Consider the following 25,598-nt stretch of genomic DNA (forward strand, 5'->3'; position numbering starts at 1 on the left):
AGACTGTCTTGAAGAGGGATGCATGAAAGCGATGATTCTGGCGGCGGGCAAAGGCGAGCGTCTGCGTCCTTTGACACTGCACACGCCCAAGCCGCTGGTCCGCGCCGGTGGCAGTGCATTGATCGAATATCACCTGCGTGCCCTGAAAACTGCGGGGTTTACCGAGGTCGTGATCAACCACGCCTGGCTGGGTCAGCAGATCGAGGACTTTCTGGGCGACGGTCGGCAGCTGGGTTTATGCATTCGTTACTCACCCGAAGGCGAACCGCTGGAAACCGGTGGCGGGATTTTCCGCGCCCTCTCGCTGCTGGGTGATGAGCCGTTTCTGGTGGTCAACGGCGATATCTGGACCGATTGCGATTTCACGGCGTTGAACTCATCGAGAAGCGGCGCGCCGATCCAGGAGCTTGCGCATCTGGTGCTGGTGGACAATCCGCTGCATCATCCCGCCGGCGATTTTGCATTGGTGGATGGCGAAGTGCGGGATGACGCCAGCCTGCCGCGTCTGACCTACAGCGGCATCGCTGTTCTGCACCCGCAGCTGTTCGCCACGTGCAGCGAGGGTGCCTTCAAGCTGGCACCTGTGTTGCGCGATGCGATGGCCAAGGGGCAGGTGACCGGTGAGCATTTCAAGGGGCGCTGGGTGGACGTCGGCACTCACGAACGGTTGGCGGAAGTCGAGCGGATCCTTGCGGTGAAATCCTAAATGCTTTGGCCATTCACTTTGGTCGGCGCAGGTGCCGGGTACGCGATTGCCAGCATACCCGGTGCGATGCTGGGGGCGTTGCTCGGGCAGGCGCTGGACCGACGCCTGCAGGTGCAGAGCCTTGCCGAACTGCGCGAGCACTTCGGTGGACAAAAGGTGCCGCGTGATGACGAGCTGATTTTCATCCTGCTCGGTCGCCTGGCCAAGCGGGATGGCCGGGTGCTCGATGGTCATATTCAGCAAGCCCGGGTCGAGATGCGCCGTCTGGATTTGAGCGAACCGGCGACGCGTCGCGCAATTGCGGCTTTCAATCGTGGCAAGGATGGCCGCGACAAGCTGCGGGCGCACCTCAAACGCCTGAAAACCCAGCCGCATGCTGCCGAAGGCCTGTTACGTGCCTGTTGGCGCATGGCGTGGGCCGATGGCAAGGCGTCGAGGGCCGAGCGCGAGTTGATCGTGCTGTGGGGCAAGTGGCTGGGCTGGACGGCGGAAAGGGTCGAAGCGCTGTCTTCGACCGAAGACGAACACCGAATGCGCGCACCCGCCAGCAGCGCGAACCAATACCCGGACGCGCTACGCCTGCTTGGTGTGCGGACAGACTCGGAACCTGCGCAGATCAAGCGCGCGTATCGTCGTCTATTGAGCCGGCACCACCCGGACAAGGTTGCAGGCTCCGGGGCCAGTCAGCTGCAGGTGCGGGACGCCACCGAACGGACCCGCGAATTGCATGCCGCCTATGCGGTGATTCGAGAGAAGCGCGGCTTTCGGTGACTGATCCCTTTGCCGTTTGAATTTCGCCCGTGGCGTCAGGCAGGCATTCATAACCCGTAGTAGAGAGCGTGTCGTGAAGGCGTCGTGCCAGCTAGAAAGGCATCGATTGGCCGCCGCATTCGCGAGCATGCTTGCTTGCTTGCTTGCTGCACAGGGTGTCATACGGATTCGGGTTTTGTTATTGCGCCTCCAGCCATCCCCGTACGCGGCGAAACAGCTGATCCTGTTCCATCGCGGTATTGCCCGGAATCGCGCTCAATGCCACCTGGGTGAAGCGGGCGTTTTTTACGCGCTTGCTGGCGTCCAGGCGATCCTGTGCTTGCTGGCGGGGTATTGTCTTGTCCCTGTCGACAAAGTCCGCAGTCGCAACTTTCAATGTCGGCACTATTTCCAGTAATGACGGCGTGTCCTTGCCGGTATCTGCCGCTGTGACCATCACCAGTTTCTGCACGGTGGGCGATGGGCGCTCGCTCATGTAGCGCGCGACCCAGTAGGCGCCGGTGCCATGCCCCAGCAACGCGATGGTATGGGCCTTGTTCTGCTGAGCGAAGGCAATGGCGCTGTCTATGCGCGCGAATATCTTCTCGGCGTTGGCCTTGGTCAACTCAGCCTGGGCAGCCGCCTGCGCTGCGGCCGCTGCGGCATCGGCTTCGGCGCTGGCTGCCGGATCGGGTGCTTTGGCGGGTGTGTCCTTGGATTTGTCTTTGTCAGCAGCGGCTTTGTCGGCTGTAGCCGGTGTATCCGCTGCGCGAGCGAAAATACCATCGTCGTAGGCATCCGGCAGGCTCAGGCTCAGGCTGGACCAGCCCACATCCGGCAACTTGCGTCGCAACGGGCCAACGGCATTCGGCCAGTCCGGGGATTCATCGGCACCCGGCACGATCACCACCGCGCCTTTGGGGTCGTCGGTGTTTGCAGGTTTCCACAGGGCCAGATAGTTCTCCTCACCGGCCTGGAGTTGCTGCTGCTCGGCTTTGGGCACCTGACGCTCCAGCACCAGCTTGTCTTCCTCGCTACGAGATGGTAACGCTGCGCGCTCGACCGGGGGCTCGGCGGCCTTGGCGTCTTTGTCTGGAGCAGGATCTGCTGCCATTGCGACCTGCCAGCACGGCAGTATCAGCGTCAGGCAAATCGCGGGAAATAGTGCGCGAATGGTGTAGGGCATTGAATATTCCAAAGGCCGGAAACAATTCCGGCAGCCTAATGGGTTGATGACTGTTTGTCAGTCCGCATGTGGGCGCCTGTTTTCCAGGCATCGCGCGCTTCAAATAACCGATCCTGCCTCAGGGGCGAAGAGAACACAGGTCGAGCATGCGCACCCGTTGTTTTCAGGGTATCGGCTGTGTGCGTGCAACGTTGACCGAATTTGTGACTCGTCTCGTTTGCGTAGCCTGTGCCGCCGTCCCATGCCTGGGCCAATATTGCATATGCATATAACAAAAGAGCCACTATAAAAATTGATAACCAGCAGCACATCATTAGGACGGCAATAAATGGGCACCGCCTGGCTCCTAAGCCCACTGATTATCAATCGTCTAGGAGCCTACCTAACTAAGGAAGAAAAAAAATGACAAACGACTTTTCACAAGCAAGTTCTCAGGCGTTTTCTCACAAAAGAGATGATCTGGCATTTCCTACGAGGAAGCGTAGTCTTCTTTCCCGCATATTTTTTCAAACCTCCATTTGTACCGAATCTGTGGCTGGGGGATGTGAAGGTTGGAAGTGGTAATGAAACTTTAAACTGAAACCATTCCCCGGGAAATTCCGGGGAATCTGATCCTGGGAGTTATTTATGTCAACACCTATAGCGGAGATGTCAAAGTTCGAAGGTATGTCAAAGCTTACCTTTGCTATCACTGCATTTGAAAAAATAAACCGTATGTGACAGGATTTCTTACGGATAAGCAGCCGCATAGGAATGGATCAGTTTGTCCGTTTGTCGTAGGCGCAATAAGGAGTAATAATATTTATTTTAGCTATGGTAATCATGCCAGTGATTTAGAGTGGGGTGCGCATATAGATCAATGTGTGTCCTTCATGCAGTCACTCCGAAGCGATCAAACCAAGTATGGGCGTGCAATCATTATCCTGCTGCCTGAAAATTTTGATATTGAAACATTGCTGAATATACATGTAAGAAATAAGATTAAGTGTGTAATGTCTTTTCTTATGCTGGGCGCTCTTTATAAAGAAAGTAACGCTAAAAGTTTGCATTCGGCGGATTTTTTTCCTCTCCGGACGCCCAGCCCAACGCTGTGATTAGAGAAATTACGGCGGGTGATCTCATGTTTCTTGAGCCCTCACATTATAACGTACTGGCCAGAATGAAATTTTTAAAGTCTTTCATCAAACGATTTTATATCCCGGCAGCATCCCAACATGAACTACTTCAAGTGAAGCTTGCTCGGAAAAAACTAAATGGGTGCAGGTGGGAGCTATGGCGACATGCATTAAAGCTCATATGTTGTGCGCTGGCAGTAGGTTGCATTATATTTTTCTGTTTTAGAGGTTGAGTGATGATCTGGAAAAACTCCAGCTTTTTATTCGGTGTGATATTGATCCTGGTGCAGCAGGCGTTAAGGGCTGTATCCACCTATCAACTGGTGGCGCGGGGAAAGCCTTGGCACTGAATAACCTGGATCTGCTGAAAGATAAAATAATTGCCTTTTTTTTGATCGCTCTTGCCGCCTATGTGGTAAGCGCTTTCATTGAGTTGGTTGCCGCGCGATTGAAAGCCTGCTTGTGGCGCGACTACGCATGTGCAGTTATTAATAGTGTAGGTAACCAGCAAACATACTCATCTGCCAAAAATCGAATGGTAATACAAGGTTGGTTGGGCAGTGAGGCGCCGGCCACAATGGATGGCGCAATTTCGATTTACTATGGCCTCATCAGTGTCACTTCAAGTGTCGTGTTTACGCTATATGTTTTCCACGTTTTACTCGGCGGGATTGTCACCCTGCTCATTGCTGCAACCATTTTGGTGTCCTATGTTTTTGTCAGGGTTGGCAAGGAAAGAATTGGACGCTGGGCAACGGAAATTCAAAGGCGGCGACTTCAGGTGGTCAATGGGATTGACGCTCTTTGGTCCAAGAGTTTGAACGGAAACTCAGCTATGCGGCTGGAAGCATCTGAGACGTTCCGTACAAGGGCGGATGACTATGCGCTCGGGCGCAGTGCCTACGCCAGGCTTGAGCAGACAGTAGCGTGTGGACCAATATTCATCGCAGTAATCGCTCTTGTAAGCTATGTCATTGTTTTTCCCGGGCGCGAGTCAGAGTGGGGGGTAATCATTGCGATACTGCCTCGCTCCCTACAGCTGTTCGGTAGTGTGCACTCGATGAGTCTCTATGCGAGTAAATTCATCCTGTACCGAAAAAAGATCAGCAACCTGGCCGGTTTTTTTGGATCTCTGGATCAGCAACAGTTTAGCGAGCAAATTAAACATCACGAGCTATTGATCAGGGATCTTCATACGGATCAGCTTGTCGAGCCTTCTCTTTTTCTTAGTCAGTTGTGTGGTTCAACAGTATCGTCTGGACGATTTTTGGTGGTCGGACGAAATGGATCGGGTAAAACCTCGTTGTTAAAAACGATCAAGTCCATGCTTCCGGAATCGATCCTGCTACTGTCTGATGTTGCGCTTTTTGAGGGGGAGGAGGGGTTGTCCACTGGGGAACAACGCCTATATCAGATTACCCAGGCACTGCAGCAAAACTTGAACGTATTATTTTTGGATGAGTGGGATGCCAATCTGGATCCCTGGCACAGGAATGCAATAGACAAGCTGCTTGTCGAGAGAGCCAATACCCTCCTGATCATTGAAGTCAGACATGACGGTGATCCCCAGCATTATGCGTTGAAGACCCCGTTGAGCTCGTAGCGATGCAAAACTTCCGCGTCGTCTTGACCCTATCCTCGCTACACGACAGCTGGTGGTTGTCCGCGATAGACCCCTTACTCCGCCTCAGCAGCGCAATGCTGTGAGCGCCATCCTGCTGCGCGAAGCAGGTTCACACGTTCAATGACAGGCTCCGCCGCTCGGGCCCGAGCAGATATGCCGCCATCACGACTTGCGTGCGAGGTAGTATCAGCATCCGGCCACCGCGGGAAACACTGCGCGAAGGCTGCAGGGCTTCGAATATTTCGGAATTGGCGTGGTGCTGTGCCTGCTGATTTACGGCAAGAACTTCTTCAAGGGCGAAGTGGACGGCACCTTTGCCAGAGACTTGATAGCGCCCGATGCCAAGCCCGTTGCCAACGCCGAACGCCTCAAGGAAGACGCGTTGGTGGATTGATACGGCCCGGCCCTTTGAGGTCTGAGCCTGGCACAAGCCGGGCTCAGGTGTCGCAAGGCCTTGCCAGGCTTACATGGGCTGCACGCTCTGCGCAGGTCTGATCAATTGCAACTGCTGGCGGTAATCATCCGTCACTTGTCGCGCTTGACTGCTGCTGGTGACAACTCGCGGCGTGATCAGCACGATCAACTCCGTGCGCTTCTTGGTCTTGCTGGTGTTGCCGAACAGCCAGCGCAGGCCAGGTACGCGTCCCAGGTAAGGCACTGCCGACACCGTGTCGCTGTTGTCCTGCTTGATCAACCCGCCCAGCAACACGGTCTGTCCACTTTGTACCGCGACCTGGGTCGACACCGACCGGGTAGAGATGCGCGGGTTGCCGTTGGTGTCGGTGGTCGCGGTGCTGTCGGCATCGCTGACCTGCTGCTGGATATCCATGTACACAAGGCCACCCGGGTTGATGCGCGGCACGACATCCAGAATCACCCCGGTCTGCACGTATTCGACGCTGCTCAGCGTGGTGTCCGATGTACTGGTGTTGACGGTGGTCTGGCTGATCGGAATGTTGTCGCCTACCTGAATCTGCGCCTGCTGATTGTTCATCACCACCAGCGACGGCGCCGACAGCACTTGCGTGCGCCCGCTGGTTTCCAGGGCGTGCAGGGCAAACTGCAAATTGCTGCTGACGAATGAATAGAACAGCGAATCCGTCGTACCCAACCCGGCACCGCCCCCGCCCAGCGCGCCTTGACTGCCTGTCGTGTTGGCAACGGTGGTGCTGGTGGAATTACCCGCCAGACGCCCCAGATACCACTGCACGCCCAGGTCCAGCTCACCGCTGAGGTTGACTTCCAGAATGCGGGTCTCGATCTGCACCTGCAGCGGCGCGTTATCCAGACGTTTGATGGCTGCTTCGATCTCTGCCCATTGCGCAGGACGGGTGCGAACCAGCAACTGATTGCTGCTCTTCTGGGCGGTGATACGCGTGCTATCGTCCAGACGCTGGCTGGCGGCGGCAGTGCCTGTGCCGCCCGTGCCGCCTGTGCTCTGGTCTGCGGTGCTGCTGTCGGCGCTTTCATCGGCGTCGTCGTTGTCCGAGTCGTCGCTGCCCTGTTGCAGGCCGGCCTGACTGTTGCCGCTGCCCGTGGTCGAGCCCAGGCCTTGGCCCGTTCCCCCCATGCCGGTTCCGCTCATGCTGCCCACGCCCGAGCCGCTGCTGGTGCTGCTGCCGTTAAGTGAAGACAAGGAGCGGGTGCGCAGGCCCGGCGCCACTTTGGCGGCCGTATCGTCCTTGATCTGCCCGTTGCCGTAGATCTGCCGCAAGTACTTGGCCAGATCGGACGCCTTCATGTTGCGCACGTCATAGACGTACATTTGCGGCTCGTTGCCGCCGCCTTCATCAATGGTGTGAATCCAGTCGCCGACTTCACTCAGGTAAGCGGGCTGCGCGGAAATGGCCACCACCGAATTGGTCCGTTCGATCGGCAGAAAACGCACCATGCCCGCCAGGGGCATGCCGCTGTTAGGGCCGAACATCTTCTGAAGCTCTGGCATCAGCTCGCCGACGGTGGCGCGTTGCAAGCCGTACACACCGATCGACATACCTTTGAGCCAGTCCACGTCGAAGGTGTCGATGGTGTCCTGATAATTGGCCAACTCGTCCGGTGTGCCTGCGAGGCTGAGCACGTTGCGCGCTGGATCGACCAGCAGAAACGCGTTGTCACGGGCAAAGGGCTTGAGCAGCTTCTGCATCTCGGTGGCCGAGATATAGCGCAGCGGGTAGAGGCGCGCCGACAAACCGCTGGCGGGCCTGGACACCGGCATCTCGGGCACCAGCTTACCGGCCACTGCCTGATTCGCTGGCAGGATCACATAGCGATCACCCTGGCGGATCATGGCATTGTCGGTCCACGACAGCAGGGTCTCCAGAATCGATAGCGCCTGTTGCTTGTTGACCGCCTGCGAGGTGGAAAAGCTGACGTCGCCTTTCACGCCTTGGGCGATGCTGTAGTTCTCATGCAGCAAGTCACCCATCACGCTGTTGATGACGGCTTCGATGGGCTGATTGGTGAAGTTGAAAACGATGTCGGCCTTGGCATCGGCAGTGCCTTGCGCATTGGGCACGGCTTTGGCCGAGCCGGGGCCGTGGACGAAGGTCTGGCTGCCGCGGATGATCTGCCGGCGGGCCGATGCGGTGGCTGGCGCCGCCGCCGGGTTCGCTGCGACGACGGGTGCGTCGCTCACAGGGGCGCGCTGCGAACCTGTGCCATTGAGTGCTTCCTGCATCAGGGCCGGGTCGTTGTCGAAACGCTCCGGGGTAGAGGCGCAACCGGCCAGTGCCACGGCGGTGGCCAGGCACAGCAGCGGGCTGCGCAAACGGGAAAACTCAGGGTAGCGATTGTTCATGGTGTGGGTACGTTTGGAAGAGTAATGGGATGTGCTTTTGATGGCGGAGGAAGGCGAAGCAGGGTCAGGCGCAGTTGGCGAGTCTGGCCTTGACCGGTAAAGGTGGCTTGCTGCGGGGTGACGCCGGTCAGGGTCCAGCCACTGTCCAATGCGCTACCGACCGCAAGCTTTATGTTGCGTTTGTCCGGTAATTGCAGCAGCACCCACTGGGCCTGGCCGTCGATGATCACCCCGGTCAGACGCGTGCCGTCCAGCGAAGAGGTGCCGGCAGTGCCGTTGACCGGATCAGGCTGGCGATCAGGGCTGAACATCGATTGCTGCCACGTCAGTGCCAGCGCTTGCGCAGGCATGTCTGCCATTGGCGCAGGTGCCGCCACGTTGACTGTCTCGCGGGCCTGGCTGGGCGGTAACCAGGACGCGGACTGCCCTGCGCCGCTTGCCAGGCTCACCGCTGCACCCGCCAGCAAAGCGGCGGAGCCCAACAGGCCGAGGGTCAGGATGTCGAGCTTCATGCTTCAGGCTCCTTGGGCGCAGATGAAGGTGCCGGAGGTTGTGCAGCCTTGGCCTGTTGCAGATAGCCGCGTAAAAGCAGATGCACTTGTAGACGGCCTGCAGCTCCTCTGGACGGTGCTGTCGTCGCGCGGCGAATGCTCAGGTTGTCGATGAACAGAAACGGCTGGGCGTATTCCAGTTCGTGCAGCAGGTTGGTCAGCGGCTCCATGGCGCATTCCAGCGTCAGGCTGACCTTCACCTGTCGATAGGGCTCGGCACTGTCCGACTCCGGCATGATCGGCATGCGTTGCGTCACTTCGCAGCCAGGGCCTTCATTGGCATGGGCCTTGACCTTGTCCAGCGTGCGCTGCATCAATTCGGCGGCCACGGCGCTGGGGTCTTCGCCGGGCAACAGGCTGCTGCGGCTGGAAGGATCGCGGCGGGCTGCCTGTAATTGCTGCTGCAGCGTCTCGCGTTGGTCCACGACCCCGGCGTAACGCTGCTGCTGTTCGCGCAGCGTGTCGGCCTGGTCCTCTAACGCCAGCAAGGGGTCGAGGAACCAGCTTTGCACCAACAGCCACCATGCGGCTGCCAGCACGAAGGCCAGGCCAATGAGTGCGGCGCCGCGTCGCTCGCGGGCGCTGAGATCACGACGCATCGGCGGCCTCCCGGTGTAATTGGGCGCGCAGTGAAAAGTGTTCTTTCCCGGTCTGCGCGTCGGGCTGGATGATGCCCTGGAACTGCACGTCGCGAAGGGTCTTGCAGCCTTTCATGCGGCTGATCAAGGCGCTGGCTCCGGCGCTCTGACCCGTAATGGAAACCGCGCCGCTGTCCGATATTTCCAGCTGCTCCACCCACGTGTCGGCGCCCAGGCAGCCGGTCAGGTCCACCAGCACGCTGCTCAGCGTCGGCTGGGCAGCCTTCTGCTGGGCCAGATAGCGCGCGGCACCTTGCGTATTGCTCAGTTCACGACGCAACTCCTGTACCTGCTGCACCTGCGTGCGCTGTTGCTCGACACTGTGCTGCATGTTCAGAACCATGGCCGAGCGAGCATCCAACCACAGCACCATGCAGGTCAGCAGCAAGACGCCACAGGCCCAGCCCAGATAACGTGGCAGACGCGCACTGCGTACGCGTGGCGGTTTGAGCCCGGCGGGCAATAAGTCGATGCCCAGCGGCTGGCCGTCGGCGTTGCGGCAATCCACGCGGTGCAAGACCAGCGCTTGTTCTGCGCAGCTGTCCAGAATCGTCTGCAAACGCTCACGCAGGATGGCAACCAGTAGCACCTGCGCCAGGGTTTTGCCTTTGCCGAGCACCCGCGCAACGTACTGCATCTGCTCACGCGGGTAGGGGGTGTATTTGTCCAGTTCGAAGCCGACCACGCTGTGCAGATCGCGCAGGGCAGCCAGCGGCAGTTGCAGTGGCTGCGCCAAAACCATGCTGGCCGGTAACAGCAAAACCAAGCGTTCGCCTGCATGCGGATGAAACGAGGCGGGCAGCGGCCAGCCGACCTGCTGTTCGCGAACCTGCGGCAGCAAGCGGGCGCGCGCACTCACTGGCAGCAGCGCTTGCAGTTCGCGCAGCCAGGCTTGCCAGAGACGTTGCGCCGGGCTGTCGCGCCAATGTCGCTGCACCCGGGAGAGCAGGGGCGTCAGACGCTGTAAAAGTAATTGCTTCATTCTTGCCAGCGCAGGACCCGGTAAGGTCGAGTCCCCTCCTTCGATGGGTTCAGTAAGAGCGTGACGCTTAGCGTCGTGGTGTGTCCGCCGGGCAATGTCGCCTGACTGCTGATGGTGATCACGGGACCTGCATCCCGGGTGAAGCCTGCGACCTGCGGCAGGCTCAACGCGCGGCGCAGCCAGGCCGAGGCCATGCGCGCATCCGGCATCGTTTGGCCGCTCCATAGGGTCACGTTGTCGGCCGCGCACTGATACAGCGGTTGGGTCATGCCGGACAGCTCGCGCAGTTCTTCGATCATGCGCAACGGCGCACGCCCGCTACCGCGACGTTGCTCCAGTGACTGCGCCATTCGCTGCGACAGCTCCGGCGCTGCCCCGCACGCCATTACCAGATGCGCGAACGCCTCGGCCGGGGCGGTGTTCAAATCCAGCTTGCCTTTCTCGCTGTTCAGGCTGACCGCCAGTTGCGCATCGTCAAAGCGCAACTCATGGGCCTGACCGTCGGCAATCCAATGCCGCTCGGGATCGCGGTCCAGTTGCGCCAGCACCGCCATGCCGATACCCGCCTGAGCGGCCAGCAATGACTGAGTCTGTTGCCGCTGCCACAGTGCCTGACAGTTCTGCAGGTGCACCCAGCCCAGCAATCCGGCCAGCAAGGTGCTCAGCAGCGCCAGTACCCACAGCACCAGCAGCAGCGCGACGCCGCGTTGGCGCTTCATAGCGCATGGGCCTCGCCGGACAAGTCCAGGCGCACGGCAATGCTCTGCATCGGCCAAGGCACGGGACCTGAAAGCTGAGCATTGATACGCACGCCAAGCGGCAGGCGCCCCGGCCACGGCCACTGGTCCAGCCAGCCACTGGCCTCACCCTTGGGCGATACGCCGCGGTAGCTGAACTGCACGCTCTGCACCTGATGCAGCAGCACTTGCGGTTCATCCATCGGCAGCAATGCCTGACCTTGCAGGCGCTCCAGACTGACCTGCAAGCGGTGGCCGGCGGCCAGCGCCAGGCTGTAGCGATACAAGCCTCCCCCCAGCGTTGCCGGCAGCGGCGCGTAGAACGTCATGCTCTGCGCATCGCCTGTGAATATCGGGGACTGTTCAGCGCCCGGCGCACCTGCTGCCAGGGGCAACGCCTGACCCACTACGCGATGCAGAAAATTCTGCGTCGAGCGCACTTCGTCCAGACGCGTGCTGTAGCGCTCAGCCTTGGCCATGGCGCGATTGGCACCAGTGATGGCGGCGCCGATCAGGGTCAGCAGCACGCCCAGCAGGCTGATCACCACCAGTACTTCGAGCAACGTGAAGCCCTGCATTCGGCGTGTCATCGAGTGGCCCCCGAACCCGCGCTGCGCACTTGGAGACTGCTGAAGTGCGCCTGGCGGGCTCCATCACTGACTAACAAGTTCAGGCGCCACGCCTGTGCCGAGACATTGCCGGCAGGCAGGCTGCTCACATCCAGTTGCCACTTCACGCCGCTCCAATGGCCTTCGGTACGTCCTGATTCCAGGCGACCGGCGCTGGCTTCATCCATCAATGAGCGCGCCGCCAGACTCAATCGGTCACTGCGCTGCGCCTGCTGCAACGCTCGCGCGCTTTGCCCGAATGCGACCACCAGCACGCTGCTGCACAGCGCCAGCACAGCCAGTGCAGCGAGCATTTCCAACAACGTAAAGCCGCGCTGGGCGGTCAATTGAGCGTGCGCAACTGAACGTTGCCCGTCAGCCAGTTGATGTCGATGCGCCAACGTTTGTCGCCGCGTGACAGCAGCAGGTGACCACCGCTGGAGCCGCCATCGGGGTAGAACTCGAATGCCGAGCCCAGGCCATCGGCCGTCTGCAAGGTAAGCCGCATGTCACGCGGCAACTGCTGAACCTTTTGTCGCGGACCCTGAAAGCGTCCGTTACGCAGGTCAAAGCGAGTCTGTGCCGGTTGCCCGGTGACAATGGCCTGCACCCGGGCTGCGCGCAGCGCCTGAACCGTCGCGCTTAACGCACGGCGCTCACCTGCGGCCTGCAACCCTTTGCCCACGCCATAGCCCACCAGAGCGACGCTGATGCCGATCAACACGATCACCACCAACAGTTCGAACAGGGTGAAGCCGCGGGCGCGGGGCAGGGCGTGCATGTTTATTCCCAGTTACCGATGTCGGCCTTGTAGCCTTCGCCGCCTGGCTGGCCGTCCTGACCATAGAAAATCAGGTCAAAGCTGCCGTGCTCGCCGGGGTAGCGATAGCCGAAGGCATGTCCGAACGGGTCCTTGAGGTCCGATGGCTTGGCGTAGGGACCTGCCCAGCCTGGAGCGTTCGCCGGTTTGCTGACCAGTTGCTGCAAGTTCGCCGGAGGGGTGCCGACATCCAGGCCATAACTTTCGATCTTCATGCCCAGGCTGGCCAGTTGCGCCTTGCCTGCACCGTATTTGCCTTTGTCGACATTACCGCCGACCTGGCGCACGACGATGGTGGCGACGATGCCCAGCAGCACGATCACGGCGAGCATTTCCAACAGGGTGAAACCGCCCTGGCGCTGGCCGCGGGCAAGATTGAAACGAGACATGGGTGTTTCCTCAAATGTTACTGGTAAGGCTCATCAGCGGCAGCATGATGGCGAGCATGATCACCGCCACCATCACCGCCATGACCACGGTCAGAGTGGGTACAAGGGCCGCGAGCAGGCGGTCTATGCCGCGCTTGGCCTCGACGTCGAACACGTCGGCGACCTTGAGCAACATGCTGTCCAGGTTGCCGGCCTGCTCACCGACCTCGATCATTTGCAGTGCCAGTTCCGGCAGCAGCGGGTGTTCCCCGAAGGCCTGGGCCAGCGTGCCGCCGCCCTTGACCCAATCGGTGGCGTGCTCGACCTGAGCGCGCAATGCGTGGTTGCCGCACACCTGACGGACGATGGTCATCGCCTGCAACAGCGCCACGCCATTGCTCAGCAGGGTGCCCAGGGTGCGGGCCAGTCGGGCGGCCTCCACCCGTTGCAGCAACGGGCCGATGACCTTGATCAGGAGTACGCGGCGGTCGTGACGCTGACGTCGCTTCGGATCCCGACGCATGATGGCGATGCTCCAGATCGACACCACAATCGCTGCCAGCAACAACAGGCCATAGGCGCTGAGAAATTCGCCCAGCCAGAGAATGGCTTGGGTGATCAGCGGGATGGGCACGCCGAGGTCGCGGAAAATCGGTACGAACTGCGGCACTACGTAAGCCAGCAGCAGTGCCAGGGAGCCGAGCACGCCGACCACCAGAAAGATCGGGTAAATCAGCGCGTTGATGACTTCGCCGCGCAGCATCTGGCTGCGCTCAAGGTAATCGGAGAGCTGACGCAGCGTGTGTTCCAGCGACCCACCGGCCTCACCGGCACGCACCATGCTGATGTACAGGCCTGAAAACTGGCCGTGTTCTTCTTCCAGCGCCTGACTCAACGGCTTGCCAGCCTTGACCTGTTCGCGCACCCGCTCCAGCAATGCCTGGCGTTTGGGCTCATGGGTCTGTCTGAGCAGAATGCCCAGCGCGCGCTCCAGCGGCTGACCGGCGCCCAGCAGCGTCGCCAGTTGCTGGGTGAAGCTGACCAGCGCGGCGCCATTCATGGCACTGCGACGCATAACGGCGCGCAAGTCGCTACCGGCACTGGCGTCCAGGCTCAATACCAGCAGGCCACGCTGTTGCAGGGTGGTCAGCGCAGCTGTTTGGTCGCTGGCTTCCAGCGCACCCTTCTGAACGGCGCCTTCGGCATCCAGTGCACGGTATTTGAAATGCGCCATGGTCAGTCGCCGCGCGTAACGCGCAGCACCTCTTCAAGCGAAGTGACGCCTGCAACAGCCTGGCGCAAACCCTCTTCATAGAGTGTGCGTAACCCGCCGCGGCGGGCGGCTTGCTCCAGCGTGGCGGCGTCAGCCTGACGCATCAGTAGCGAACGCAGCTCTTCGTTCATCACCAGCAACTCGGTGATTGCGCTGCGCCCGTGATAGCCGCCGCCGGGCAACTCGCTGGCCGGGCGATAGAGGAGAATCGGCCGCTGGTCGGTGAAACGTTCCAGACCATGTTCAGCCACCAACTGTGGCGGCGCTTCAAAGGCGATTCGCGTAACAGGGTCGAGCCTGCGCACCAGACGCTGGGCCAGAATGCCTTTGACGGTCGAGGCGATCAGGTAGCTTTCGACGCCCATGTCCAGCAGCCGGGTGATACTCGCCGCAGCGCTGTTGGTGTGCAGGGTGGAAAGCACCAGGTGGCCGGTCAGCGAGGACTGGATCGCGATACGGCAGGTTTCCAGGTCGCGCATCTCACCGATCATGATCACGTCCGGGTCCTGACGCACGATGGAGCGCAGGGCTCCGGCGAAGTCCAGGCCGATGGCGGGTTTCACCTGAATCTGGTTGATGCCTTCCAGCTGGTATTCCACCGGGTCTTCTACGGTAATGATCTTGCGTTCGGCGGTATTCAGGCGCGACAGCGCGGTGTACAGCGTGGTGGTTTTGCCGGAGCCGGTGGGGCCGGTAACGAGCAGAATGCCGTGGGGGTTTTCCAGCACGTCGAGAAAAGTCTGCAGACGCTCGCCGTCCATGCCCAGGCTTGGGAAGTCAAAACTCACGGTCTGGCGGTCGAGCAGACGCATGACCACCGACTCGCCGAAACTGGTAGGCACGGTGCTGACGCGCAAGTCCAGCTCCTTGCCCTGAATGCGCAGCATGATGCGGCCATCCTGAGGCAGGCGCCGTTCGGCAATATCCAGCCGGGCCATGATCTTGAGGCGTGAAATGATCGCTGCCGAAGAACTGGACGGTGGGGCTTCCGCTTCATGCAGCACACCGTCGATGCGATAACGCACCTTGAGATGGCTTTCAAAGGGTTCGATGTGAACGTCGGAGGCGCGCTGTTCGACCGCGCGCTGCAGGATCAGGTTGACCAGGCGGATGACCGGAGCCTCGGACGCCAGGTCCTTGAGATGTTCAATGTCCTCTTCGGCGCCACTGTGCTCATCCAGCGTTTCGATCAAGGAGCCCATCGCCGAGCGACCCTGGCCGTAGAAGCGCTCGATCAGCCCGTCCACTTCGCTCGCGGCACCCACCGAGACGTACACCGGCAACTGGCAGGCGTAGCGCAGCGCGTCGAAGGCATAGGCATTGCCGGGGTTGGCCGCAAGTACATGAACGCCATCGGCATGCTTGCCAATGGGCAATAGGCGATAGTGCCGCAGGAAGCGCTCGCTGAGCGCTGGCAGGGCATCAGCGGGCAGCGGCACGGCGTCGGCCATGAGCAGCGGTGCATTCAGGGTCGATGCCCAGGCGCGTGCCAGGTCCATTTCCGAGACCAGCCCCAGACGCGTCAACATTTCGGTCAGCGAGCTGCCGTCGGCATCCTGCGCCAACCGTCGGGCGCGGTCGAGGTCAGCTGTCTTGAGCCCTACATGGGCCAGCAGCCAGCCACACAGCGCTTCGGCAGAAAGTGCGGTCAGGTCTTGGCTATTGATGGGGGGCAACGTTATGGACACAGCGGGCTTCAAATAACGGAGGCCTCTTTCGAGACCCCCTTTGGTGATGAGTTACGCGCGAATAAAGGGCATGCGTTAGTTTGACGCAGGTGCTGTTTTATTTGCCGGGCGACCGCGTTTGTTTTCATCAGCCTGATTTTGCTTATGCTGTTTTTTCTCGACTTTCGCATCTTGAGATTGAGTCATTACAGTTGAGTCAGACGCGCCGGAAACGTTTTCCTGTGTATCGGAATCGGCAGCGAAAGTCGCACCGGAAAGCGCAATCGTTACTGCTGCAAGGGCGCCGAGTATTGGCATTTTCATGGGGTAGTCTCCAGTGTTTATATCGTGCTTGAAATACGTGTCAGGCCCCGAAAAAGGGCTGGGTGCGGCGCTTCTGCCGCCTGGAAACCCCATCCTGCAAGGTTTGCAGGCAGAATCCAGAAAAATCACTAAACCTACAGACCTGTCGGTTTAGCGGTAGTTCAGTGGTTGTGTCAAAAAATTACAAGTTTTACCGGTCGTCTGTTTTTTGTTTGACTTCGCCTGAAAACAAAAGCCTTAATTTAAATGCAGCGGGTATTCCCGTGCTAATCAGTGGCTTATTGCCATTAACCTTAGTAGTTAAGAGTGTGTCGTCAAAAGTTGGTCGCTAGTTCGGCCCGCTGTCTTCCGTCGTCCGTTGTTGCTAGTTAGAAACTTCGGTATAGGCAAACTATTGCCCAAAATCAACGGTTTCAGCGTGTCAACTGTGACAAAACAGCGCGGGCGATATCTGGAGAATGTGTGTATGCGAAACCGTAAAACATTGGGTGCCCATTCGGCTCTAGCCCTGTTGAGCTTGGCAATTGGTCACGCCAATGCTGCCGACGCCACCACGCAGGAGCTGCTGGCGGCCAAAGAAGTACGCGCCGACAAGGCGGCCGAAAAGACACTGGCCAAGATGACCCAGGAAGAAAAACTGGCCTACATCGGCGGGATCGGCGGTTGGGACGTCAAGCCGCTGAGTCAGTACGGCGTTCCTCAGATTCACGGTGCCGATGGCGGCGCGGGCATTCGCTATACCAGCCAGGGCAACGATTCGGGCGTGGTTTACCCGTCCGGCCCTAACCTGGCCGCCACCTTCAACCCGCGCCGCGCCATCGATTTCGGCCGCGCCCTGGGCTATGACACCGCCACCGGCGGCTATCAGTTCGTCACAGGGCCAGGCATGAACCTGTACCGCATGCCGTGGAGCGGCCGCGCATTCGAGTACCTGTCCGGTGAAGATCCATTCCTGGGTGCCAGCCTGGGTCCGGCAGTGATCAACGGCATCCAGCAGCGCCGCGTGTGGGCTGAAGCCAAGCACTATGCGGGCAACGATCAGGAAACCAATCGCTTCATCCTCAATCAGGTCATGCCCGAGCGTGTACTGCGCGAAATGACGCTGCCGCCTTTTGAGTCGGCGACCAAGAACGGCACCGTAGCGATGATGATGTGCTCGTTCCAGAAAGTGAACGGCGAGTATGCGTGCGAAAACAAGCACCTGATCGACGGGATCCTAAAAAAGGAATGGGGCTACAAGGGGCTGGTACAGAGCGACTACAACGCAGTCGTGCATGGCTTGCCAGCAGCGCAGGCGGGTACCGATCTGGACATGATGGGTGGCCAGATGAACAGCTCGGTGTTGAAGCCTTACCTGGACAGCGGTGAGCTGGACATGGCGACCATCGATGACAAGGTCCGCCGCATCCTCAAGAACATCTACCTGTACCAGTTCGACAAGTTCGCGCCGCTGACCACGCACAACATGAACAGCGCAACCAGCAACAAGGTCGCGCTGAACATCGCCCGCGAAGGCATCGTGTTGCTGAAGAACCAGAACGACGTGCTGCCGCTGGACAAGTCCAAGGTCAAGCGCATCGCTGTCGTGGGTAACCTGGCCAAGTACGCACCGCCAACCGGTTTCGGCAGTGCCCATGTTGACGCTACGCACTACATCAGCGAGCTCAGTGGCCTGACGCAAATGGCCCCGAATGCCAAGGTCGAGTTCCTCGACGGCCTGTCCCTTGACCCGGCAGCCTCGCCGTGGACCACCACCGACAGCAAGGGCAACGAAGTCAGCGGCATGAAGACCGAGTTCTTCACCAATGCCAACTGGTCGGGCGACCCTTCCGCCACCCGTATCGACAGCCACGTTGATATGGATTGGTCCACCGATGACATCCCGAGCAATGGCGACACCTCCAACACTTCGATCCGCTGGAGCGGCAAGGTCACCCCGACCACCAGCGGCGATCAGGTGTTCAAGGTGCGTGCCGATGGCGCGGTTCGCGTGTGGGTCAACGGCGAGAAGATCATCGACAACGGTGATGGCGAAAACATCACCAACAAGAGTATTCCTCCGACCATCCCGGTGTCCGGCAAGATCAAGCTGGAAGCAGGCAAAGCGTACGACGTGAAGCTTGAGTATTCGCGCCGTGACGGCTACCTGTCGACCATGGGCGGCATGGTGGGTGTACAGATGGCCTGGGCATCGCTTACTGCCCCGCAGGATCTGTCGGCCTATGACGCGGTCGTGGTGGCTGTGGGTAACAGCAATGAATACGAAGGCGAAGGTTTCGACCACAGTTTCGACCTGCCCGAATATCAGAACGAGCTGATCCAGAACATCGCCAAGGCCAACCCGAACACCGTGGTGACCATGCACGGCGGTACTGCGCTGAAGATGAGCGACTGGATCGATCAGGTGCCAGCAGCACTGCACGCTTTCTACCCAGGGCAGAACGGTGGTCAGGCACTTGCCGAGATTCTGTTCGGCAAAGTCAACCCGTCGGGCAAGCTGCCAATCAGTATCGAGCGAAGTGTCGAAGACAACCCGCTCTATCCGGACTTCCCTAAGTTCGACAACACCCGCACGCTCAAGGAAATCAGCTACAAGCACGACCTGACGATGCTGGGCTATCGCGGTTACGACAAGAAGGGCACCAAGCCGCTGTTCGCCTTCGGTCACGGCCTGTCGTACACCCAGTTCACCTACAACAACATTTCCGTCACGCCTGGCGTTGCGGTGGGCAACACGCCCATCAAGGTGTCGTTCGATCTGACCAACAGCGGCAAACGTGCCGGCTCCGAAGTGGCCGAGCTATATGTCGGTCAGCAAAATCCGACAGTGGAACGTGCCGTCAAGGAGCTCAAGGGCTACAAGAAGGTCTTCCTGCAGCCGGGTGAAACACGTCACGTCACCATCGAACTGAATGATCGTTCGTTGGCGTATTTCGACGAGGCGAGCAAGCAATGGGTGATCGACGCCGACACCTTCAACATCAGTCTGGGTGCTGCGTCGGATGACATTCGACTCAACGCGAAACTGGTCAACTCGTTCCGTCAGGAGCTCTCGACCACTACAAGCAACCCGTTGCCGCGTTCAGCGCTGAACTCGACCAAGGTGACCTTGCCAGCGGTCAAGACAGGCGGTGTGTTCGATCAAAGCGAAAGTGTCGACGAAAGCACTGGCAGCAGCGATTACGACAACACCGACTACTGATCCAGCGACGAGGCAGGTGCCGCCAGAGGAGGGCGCATCAGGGGCATTCATGACCTGATGTGCCGGATGGCCGCGCTCCAGCTTCGCCGGTAGGAAGGTACCGATACAGTGTGGCCAGTGGTCAGGGGCGGATGTCCCTTTCCACTTGCGCCACATACCCGTCAAAGCGCGTTACCAGATCCACCGTCCCGGGAAACCGCAGCCACTGCAGCTGCAGACCGTCCATCATCGCCAGCAGTTGATGGATCGTTGCATCCAGATCCACGTCCCCACGCACCTCCCCTTTTTCCACCAGCATTTCCAGTCGCTCACGCATTCGACCGTGAATCGCCGTGTAGCGGGACTGGAACCATTCCCAGGCGGGATGGCTGTGCACCAGACTTTCGGCATTGAGAATACTAAACGCGCGAATGACTCCGGGCGCAGTCGCGTTCGAGCGGTTTATCTCCTGCAGCCCGTGCAGAAAGCTGCGCAGTGTCGGCTCGCTCTGCAACTGATCGACAATACGGTGGTTGATCTCGTCTCGTCGCGCCAGGACCCCCATCAGCAGTGCCACTTTGCTGGGGAAGTGATGCAGCACGCCGGCCACCGATATGCCGACGATATCCGCGATACGGGCAATGGATGCCCCGGTGTAGCCTTCGAGGGAAAACAGCTGAAGCGCTGCGTCCAGCAGCTCCTCCCGACGCTTTTCGCCTTTCGGTGCGCGGCGGGTACGAGGAGCTGTAGTGGATGAATGAACTGTCATTGCGATGCTCGCGCCTGGCGCCTCCATGAAATACCGGTCTTAAAGCGACAGTGAATCCTTCTGTGAGCCTTAAGCTCATCTGCTGCCGTGCGGGACAAGTCGAGCATGCTCTTGCGCCGCGTTGCAAGGGCGCATTTGAGGGTTCGGCCTCAGTGGCTCATGGAAATCACCCGGCAATGCCCGTATCTGGGGGGGGGAACGACGGCATTCATCCGTCACCCGAGCCACGCTCCGGACTCTTGGAGTACAATGCGCGCCACCGTGATTTCGCTCAAAAAGGTGCCTCATGCAGCCCTTCGCTATTGCTCCGTCGATTCTGTCCGCCGATTTCGCCCGTTTGGGTCAGGAAGTCGACAATGTTCTGGCCGCGGGAGCCGACATCGTCCACTTCGACGTCATGGACAACCACTACGTCCCCAACCTAACCATAGGTCCGATGGTCTGCGCGGCGTTGCGCAAGTACGGCATCACTGCGCCGATTGACGTGCACCTGATGGTCAGCCCCGTGGATCGCATCATCGGCGACTTCATCGAAGCGGGCGCGACCTTCATCACCTTCCACCCGGAAGCGACCCAGCACATCGATCGCTCCCTGCAACTGATCCGCGAAGGCGGCTGCAAGGCTGGCCTGGTGTTCAACCCGGCCACCCCGCTGAACCTGCTCGAATACGTCATGGACAAGGTCGACATGATCCTGCTCATGAGCGTCAACCCGGGCTTCGGCGGTCAGAAATTCATCCCCGGCACACTCAACAAGCTGCGCGAAGCCCGTGCGTTGATTGACGCCTCGGGTCGTGACATCCGTCTGGAAATCGACGGCGGCGTCAACGTGAACAACATTCGTGAAATTGCTGCTGCCGGCGCCGACACGTTCGTTGCAGGCTCGGCGATCTTCAATGCGCCCGATTACCAAGAGGTCATTGAAAAAATGCGTGCAGAACTGGCGTTGGCTCGTTGATGAGCGGCTTCGAACAGCTGTTCCCGGGTCGCCTGCCCAAACTGATCATGTTCGATCTGGATGGGACATTGGTCGACTCGGTGCCGGACCTGGCCGCAGCTGTGGATAAAACGCTGGTTCAGCTCGGACGCCCGCCCGCCGGTATCGACGCCGTGCGCGATTGGGTTGGCAACGGCGTGCGTGTGCTGGTGCGGCGCGCCTTGGCCAACAGCCTCGATCACAGCGCTGTCGACGAAGCGTCTACCGAGGCGGCGCTGGCGATTTTCATGGAGGCCTACAGCGAGCGTCACGCGCTGACGAAGGTTTATCCTGGCGTGCGTGAAACCCTCAAATGGCTGCAGAAGCGCGGCGTTGAAATGGCCCTGATCACCAACAAACCGGAGCGCTTCGTTGCGCCGTTGCTAGACGAAATGAAGCTGGGGCGGTTCTTCCGCTGGATCGTCGGGGGCGACACCTTGCCGCAGCAGAAGCCCGATCCCGCGGCACTGTTCTTCGTGATGAAAATGGCCGGCGCGCCGGGCTCGCAATCGCTGTTCGTGGGCGATTCGCGCAATGACGTGTTGGCCGCCAAAGCCGCCGGGGTTGCTTGCGTGGCAATGAGCTACGGCTATAACCACGGACGTCCGATTGCCGAGGAATCTCCGGCGCTGGTGATCGACGATCTGCGCAAATTGATTCCCGGTTGCTTAGATGTTGGGGCTGAGATAACGTTGCCCGACGTCAAACCCCCCTCCTTTAGAGATTCCATCGTGGTGGTCACTCGCAAACTCTGGATGAAAGTCATCAAGGCCCTGGCCCGCTGGCGTTGGCGCGCCTGACTTGAATCTGGCCGAACCTGCGGCACGTTTGCACACCTGACCGTTTTACCCTCAGACCACGAGGCTGATCATGACCCGCGAAGAATTCCTGCGCCTGGCCGCTGAAGGCTATAACCGCATTCCGCTTGCACTCGAAACCATTGCCGACTTCGACACGCCCTTATCGATCTATCTGAAACTGGCCGACGAACCCAATTCCTATCTGCTGGAGTCGGTACAGGGCGGCGAGAAGTGGGGCCGTTACTCGATCATCGGCCTTCCGTGCCGTACCGTGATGCGTGTGCATGACCACACCGTCAGCGTGACCCATGACGGCGTTGAGGTGGAGCGCCTTGAGACCGAAGATCCGCTGGCCTTCGTTGAAGCTTTCAAGGCCCGTTACAACGTGCCGACCGTTGCCGGCCTGCCGCGCTTCAATGGTGGTCTGGTCGGTTATTTTGGGTATGACTGCGTGCGTTACGTAGAGCCGCGCCTTGGCAAGTGCCCGAATCCTGACCCATTGGGCGTCCCGGACATTCTGCTGATGGTGTCCGACGCGGTGGTGGTATTCGACAATCTGGCGGGCAAGATGCACGCTATCGTGCTGGTCGATCCCGCGCAGCCGCAAGCCTACGAAAACGGGCTGGCGCGTCTGCAAGCCCTGATGAAAAAACTGCGTCAGCCGATCGCGCCGCGTCCGGGTCTGGACCTGACCCGACCGCAGGCGGCCGACCCGGTCTTCCGCTCGAGCTTCACCCAGAGCGACTACGAAAAAGCCGTCGACACCATCAAGGAATACATCCTGGCGGGCGACTGCATGCAGGTCGTGCCGTCGCAGCGCATGTCCATCGACTTCAAAGCCGCACCCATCGACCTGTATCGCGCGCTGCGCTGCTTCAACCCGACGCCTTACATGTACTTCTTCAACTTCGGCGACTTCCACGTCGTCGGCAGTTCGCCGGAAGTGCTGGTGCGGGTTGAGGACAACCTGATTACCGTGCGCCCGATTGCCGGCACTCGCCCTCGCGGCGCGACCGAGGAAGCGGACCGTGCGTTGGAAGTCGATCTGCTGTCCGACGACAAGGAAATCGCCGAGCACTTGATGCTCATCGATCTGGGCCGCAATGACACGGGGCGTGTCTCGGAAATCGGTTCGGTGAAATTGACCGAAAAGATGGTGATCGAGCGTTATTCCAACGTGATGCACATCGTCTCCAACGTCACCGGCCAGCTCAAAAGCGGGCTGACGGCAATGGACGCGCTACGGGCGATTCTCCCGGCGGGCACTTTGTCTGGCGCACCGAAGATTCGAGCGATGGAAATCATCGACGAGTTGGAGCCGGTCAAGCGCGGCGTGTACGGCGGCGCGGTGGGTTATCTGGCGTGGAACGGCAACATGGACACCGCGATTGCCATCCGCACGGCAGTGATCAAGAACGGCGAACTGCACGTCCAGGCGGGCGGCGGCATCGTGGCCGACTCTGTTCCTGCGCTGGAGTGGGAAGAAACGCTGAATAAACGCCGCGCCATGTTCCGCGCCGTGGCCTTGGCCGAGCAAGCGCCAGAGGCGTGATCGTGGAGGTGGCGCTGGTTCCCTGTAGGTGCGAGTTCATTCGCGAAGGATGGACCAGACGATGAAGATGCATCGCTGGACGGCCAATCGCGAATAAATTCACTCCTCAGAGAGATCTCGGCCTGACGACGGATTCATCGTCAGGCCGAGTCATCCACAATATTCGCGCTAGAAATCCAGACTCAGTGCCAGATTCACCCCCTGCTGCGTGACTGCGTCGTTCTTGCGCCAGTTGTAACCCGCCCGCAGAGTCAGGTCCGGTGCCAGCTTTTGACTCAAGCCCACACTCGCCCGATTCAAACTGCGTTGCGGCTCATAACCCTGCAGAGTGAAATCCACCCCTGGCACGCTGTTCAGCGCGATGGTTACGTCTTGCTGGTCGGTATCGAACTCCCGCTCGTGGGCTACTTCACCAAACAGTTGGGTCTGCGGCGTGATAGCGAATTTACCCTGCAAGCCCGCGCCCAGCCGTTTTGACCTGCGGGTCTGATCTTCATAGTTCAGCGCGGTGGAGCGGGTGCTGTTTTCCGAATAGCCATCGACCTCGGCGCGGGAATAATCGGCGCTGATGAATGGCGAGAAATGCCAGCGGTTGGTTTGCTCGGCAAGATCGAAGCCCAACCGACCGCTGAGCGCCCACACATTGCCGTCGGTGTTGCCTTTCTCTGCGCCTTCGCTGATGCCCAGAGCGAACTTGCGCTTGAGGCTGTCGTAGTCCAGCTTTCCACCCGATACCGCCAGATCGGCCCACCAGTGATTCGCATGAAACTGCACGAATGCCGTTGCGATATAACTGTTGAGTTTGTAATCCGAATCTCGTGGTCCCGCTTCCAGCGTTTGTCGATAAGCCCCGGCCACCAGCCCTGCACGCCAGTCTTCGGCGAAACGGTAGCTGCCACCGAGGGTCAGGTTATAGCCATGACCGTCAGCGCTTGCGGAATTGCTTTGCGAATCGAAGTCCATCTTCTGACCGCCGCCCGCGACGATGGCGCGCCACTCTCCGATGTTCTGCCAATTGCCCCAATCGGCAAGCCACTGACCACGAAGCTCATCTTGCTGAGCGCGCAAGGTGCCGTTGGCCATCTCCGGCAGCAGGGTGATTTCCCATGGTGCGGAAAGAATCGAGTAGCCATAGTCGGCAATCAGGCGCTGACCAGCGACGGTAGGGTGCACACCATCGTTGAACAGCAATTTGGTCGGGTCGGGCGTGCTGCCGTTGATCCCATACACGCTGTTGGCGGTGCAGCTGTTGCCGCTGAAGCAGGTGCCTGTGAGATTCTGATTGGCAGCGAGGCCGAAACGCGCCGGATCATCGAGAACGTCATGAATAAGGCCTGGGACGTTCAAAGGAATGACCTCAGCATCGATCTGCCCCAGCCGATTGACCAGTTGTTGATTGAACACGCCGCTGAGCAGCGTGGACGGGATTTGCAGAGGTGTCCCGGAAACAGCAGGCGTTTGGCCAATGTCGGGCAGCAACCAGACCATGATGTAACGCGCTCCGGTCTGCGACAGCGCCTGCGCGCCGGCTGCAAGGTTGTTGGCGGCGCCCACCGCTTGCTGCGCGCTCAACACCCGGCCTTGCAGAAAGTCGTTTCCTCCACCGGTCAGGTAGTACAAGGCGTTCGGGTCAGCGCGGAAATTGTTTTCCAGCAGATAGCCTGGTCGGGTGCGCAAAACAGTCGTGACCCCTGTGGCACTGTCGGTGTTCGCCACTTGCGACTGCGTGGTGATGGCCGCAAGGATCTGGTCCGTGCGATCCCCTCCGACCGCCCAGTTGTTGCCGTCGGCCAGGCCTTGGGCAGCATGCACCGGCGAGGTCGAGGCCTGCAAGTCAGCGGGGGCGACGCCGAGCATGCCGCCCAGCAATGTCGATGAGTTCAGGCCGTAGAGCTCGCCGCTGCCGTTCAGATAGGTCGGGCCGGTGCGGTTGGTGAAGCGTAGCGTCGCACCGGCAGGCCCGCCCGCGTCGGGAAACTGGCCGGCATCGGCAAGGCTGTCGCCGAAGACGATCATGGTCGAGTAGGGAGCGGCCGCCGCAGCCGTTGAGCACGCGAAAGAGAGCAGGCCAACTGCGAACGGCCAGCACAGAGTTGCTTTGAGCATGGAGAGATCCTTTCTTGTTTTGTATTGCCGTACCGGAAGGTAGCAGCCTCGATACACGTCGGCATGTC

General features: G+C 59.8%; 24 protein-coding genes. 9 read left to right on the top strand and 15 right to left on the bottom strand.

The genetic code is table 11. The features are described 5' to 3' along the window. Nucleotides 1-22 precede the first annotated feature (22 nt). Both murU and EC915_RS19340 read left to right on the top strand, forming a co-directional pair. Nucleotides 23-706 carry an N-acetylmuramate alpha-1-phosphate uridylyltransferase MurU gene (murU, locus tag EC915_RS19335; RefSeq protein ID WP_133752117.1) on the top strand — a complete coding sequence of 228 codons (684 nt, stop codon included), beginning with the start codon at nt 23-25 and terminating at the stop codon, nt 704-706. Beyond that, the gene (locus EC915_RS19340; protein ID WP_133752118.1) at nt 707-1,477 is read left to right on the top strand and encodes a DnaJ domain-containing protein; all 771 of its coding nucleotides are present in this window, start codon (nt 707-709) and stop codon (nt 1,475-1,477) included. It abuts the gene before it with no gap. Between the two features lie 178 nt (nt 1,478-1,655). Here EC915_RS19340 and EC915_RS19345 read toward each other — a convergent pair whose 3' ends face one another. Then, entirely contained in the window at nt 1,656-2,642 is a 987-nt protein-coding gene (locus EC915_RS19345; protein ID WP_133752119.1) for an alpha/beta hydrolase family protein, read from the bottom strand. Between the two features lie 716 nt (nt 2,643-3,358). On the opposite strand from EC915_RS19345, the gene EC915_RS25715 reads away from it, so the two are divergent. From EC915_RS25715 to EC915_RS24895, 3 genes are all read left to right on the top strand, one after another. Continuing rightward, complete coding sequence (locus EC915_RS25715) at nt 3,359-3,736, top strand: DUF6875 domain-containing protein (RefSeq protein ID WP_372237928.1); 378 nt, start codon at nt 3,359-3,361, stop codon at nt 3,734-3,736. Between the two features lie 250 nt (nt 3,737-3,986). Continuing rightward, entirely contained in the window at nt 3,987-5,360 is a 1,374-nt protein-coding gene (locus tag EC915_RS19350) for an ABC transporter ATP-binding protein (RefSeq protein ID WP_133752120.1), read from the top strand. Nucleotides 5,361-5,634: 274 nt separating this feature from the next. Continuing rightward, complete coding sequence (locus EC915_RS24895) at nt 5,635-5,775, top strand: hypothetical protein (RefSeq protein ID WP_166651039.1); 141 nt, start codon at nt 5,635-5,637, stop codon at nt 5,773-5,775. 69 nt (nt 5,776-5,844) lie between these two features. Here EC915_RS24895 and gspD read toward each other — a convergent pair whose 3' ends face one another. The 12 genes from gspD to EC915_RS19410 form a co-directional block, all read right to left on the bottom strand. Then, complete coding sequence (gene gspD, locus EC915_RS19355) at nt 5,845-8,178, bottom strand: type II secretion system secretin GspD (RefSeq protein ID WP_166651040.1); 2,334 nt, start codon at nt 8,176-8,178, stop codon at nt 5,845-5,847. After that, entirely contained in the window at nt 8,175-8,690 is a 516-nt protein-coding gene (locus EC915_RS19360) for a general secretion pathway protein GspN (RefSeq protein ID WP_133752121.1), read from the bottom strand. Before EC915_RS19360 ends, gspD begins: the two co-directional genes overlap by 4 nt. Next, nucleotides 8,687-9,328, bottom strand: a complete 642-nt coding sequence (gspM, locus tag EC915_RS19365) for a type II secretion system protein GspM (protein ID WP_133752122.1) — start codon at nt 9,326-9,328, stop codon at nt 8,687-8,689. The genes EC915_RS19360 and gspM overlap by 4 nt, the downstream gene beginning before the upstream one ends. Then, nucleotides 9,318-10,349: a general secretion pathway protein GspL gene (locus tag EC915_RS19370; RefSeq protein WP_133752123.1), complete on the bottom strand. Its 1,032-nt coding sequence runs from the start codon at nt 10,347-10,349 to the stop codon at nt 9,318-9,320. The genes gspM and EC915_RS19370 overlap by 11 nt, the downstream gene beginning before the upstream one ends. Further along, on the bottom strand, nt 10,346-11,068 hold the full coding sequence (locus EC915_RS19375; protein ID WP_133752124.1) for a type II secretion system protein GspK: 723 nt from the start codon (nt 11,066-11,068) through the stop codon (nt 10,346-10,348). The genes EC915_RS19370 and EC915_RS19375 overlap by 4 nt, the downstream gene beginning before the upstream one ends. Then, nucleotides 11,065-11,676 (bottom strand): prepilin-type N-terminal cleavage/methylation domain-containing protein, encoded by a 612-nt coding sequence (locus EC915_RS19380; protein WP_133752125.1) that lies wholly within the window; start codon nt 11,674-11,676, stop codon nt 11,065-11,067. Before EC915_RS19380 ends, EC915_RS19375 begins: the two co-directional genes overlap by 4 nt. After that, on the bottom strand, nt 11,673-12,041 hold the full coding sequence (locus EC915_RS19385; RefSeq protein WP_133752126.1) for a prepilin-type N-terminal cleavage/methylation domain-containing protein: 369 nt from the start codon (nt 12,039-12,041) through the stop codon (nt 11,673-11,675). Before EC915_RS19385 ends, EC915_RS19380 begins: the two co-directional genes overlap by 4 nt. Continuing rightward, a complete protein-coding gene (locus tag EC915_RS19390; protein ID WP_133752127.1) occupies nt 12,038-12,475 on the bottom strand; it encodes a GspH/FimT family pseudopilin in 438 nt (145 codons plus the stop codon). The genes EC915_RS19385 and EC915_RS19390 overlap by 4 nt, the downstream gene beginning before the upstream one ends. Nucleotides 12,476-12,477: 2 nt before the next feature. After that, a complete protein-coding gene (gspG, locus tag EC915_RS19395) occupies nt 12,478-12,903 on the bottom strand; it encodes a type II secretion system major pseudopilin GspG (protein ID WP_133752128.1) in 426 nt (141 codons plus the stop codon). 10 nt (nt 12,904-12,913) lie between these two features. Continuing rightward, nucleotides 12,914-14,116 (bottom strand): type II secretion system inner membrane protein GspF, encoded by a 1,203-nt coding sequence (gene gspF, locus EC915_RS19400; RefSeq protein WP_133752129.1) that lies wholly within the window; start codon nt 14,114-14,116, stop codon nt 12,914-12,916. A 2-nt stretch (nt 14,117-14,118) separates the two neighbouring features. Next, nucleotides 14,119-15,837, bottom strand: coding sequence for a type II secretion system ATPase GspE (gene gspE / locus EC915_RS19405; RefSeq protein ID WP_372237931.1), 1,719 nt, complete (start codon nt 15,835-15,837; stop codon nt 14,119-14,121). Between the two features lie 81 nt (nt 15,838-15,918). Continuing rightward, the gene (locus EC915_RS19410) at nt 15,919-16,146 is read right to left on the bottom strand and encodes a hypothetical protein (protein ID WP_133752131.1); all 228 of its coding nucleotides are present in this window, start codon (nt 16,144-16,146) and stop codon (nt 15,919-15,921) included. A gap of 466 nt (nt 16,147-16,612) precedes the next feature. Between EC915_RS19410 and EC915_RS19415 the strand changes: the two genes are divergently transcribed. Continuing rightward, complete coding sequence (locus EC915_RS19415; protein WP_133752132.1) at nt 16,613-19,348, top strand: glycoside hydrolase family 3 protein; 2,736 nt, start codon at nt 16,613-16,615, stop codon at nt 19,346-19,348. Nucleotides 19,349-19,469: 121 nt separating this feature from the next. On the opposite strand, the gene EC915_RS19420 is transcribed toward EC915_RS19415, so the two are convergent. After that, nucleotides 19,470-20,096: a TetR/AcrR family transcriptional regulator gene (locus EC915_RS19420; RefSeq protein ID WP_133752133.1), complete on the bottom strand. Its 627-nt coding sequence runs from the start codon at nt 20,094-20,096 to the stop codon at nt 19,470-19,472. A 286-nt stretch (nt 20,097-20,382) separates the two neighbouring features. On the opposite strand from EC915_RS19420, the gene rpe reads away from it, so the two are divergent. The 3 genes from rpe (at nt 20,383) to trpE (ending at nt 23,424) form a co-directional block, all read left to right on the top strand. After that, complete coding sequence (gene rpe / locus EC915_RS19425; RefSeq protein ID WP_133752134.1) at nt 20,383-21,054, top strand: ribulose-phosphate 3-epimerase; 672 nt, start codon at nt 20,383-20,385, stop codon at nt 21,052-21,054. Then, complete coding sequence (locus EC915_RS19430) at nt 21,054-21,872, top strand: phosphoglycolate phosphatase (protein ID WP_133752135.1); 819 nt, start codon at nt 21,054-21,056, stop codon at nt 21,870-21,872. Before rpe ends, EC915_RS19430 begins: the two co-directional genes overlap by 1 nt. Before the next feature lie 70 nt (nt 21,873-21,942). Further along, the gene (gene trpE / locus EC915_RS19435; RefSeq protein ID WP_133752136.1) at nt 21,943-23,424 is read left to right on the top strand and encodes an anthranilate synthase component I; all 1,482 of its coding nucleotides are present in this window, start codon (nt 21,943-21,945) and stop codon (nt 23,422-23,424) included. Nucleotides 23,425-23,592: 168 nt separating this feature from the next. Here trpE and estP read toward each other — a convergent pair whose 3' ends face one another. Continuing rightward, nucleotides 23,593-25,530 carry an esterase EstP gene (gene estP, locus EC915_RS19440; protein ID WP_133752137.1) on the bottom strand — a complete coding sequence of 646 codons (1,938 nt, stop codon included), beginning with the start codon at nt 25,528-25,530 and terminating at the stop codon, nt 23,593-23,595. Nucleotides 25,531-25,598 lie beyond the last annotated feature (68 nt).

The sequence above is a fragment of the Pseudomonas sp. LP_7_YM genome, assembly GCF_004364435.1.
Lineage (GTDB): Bacteria > Pseudomonadota > Gammaproteobacteria > Pseudomonadales > Pseudomonadaceae > Aquipseudomonas.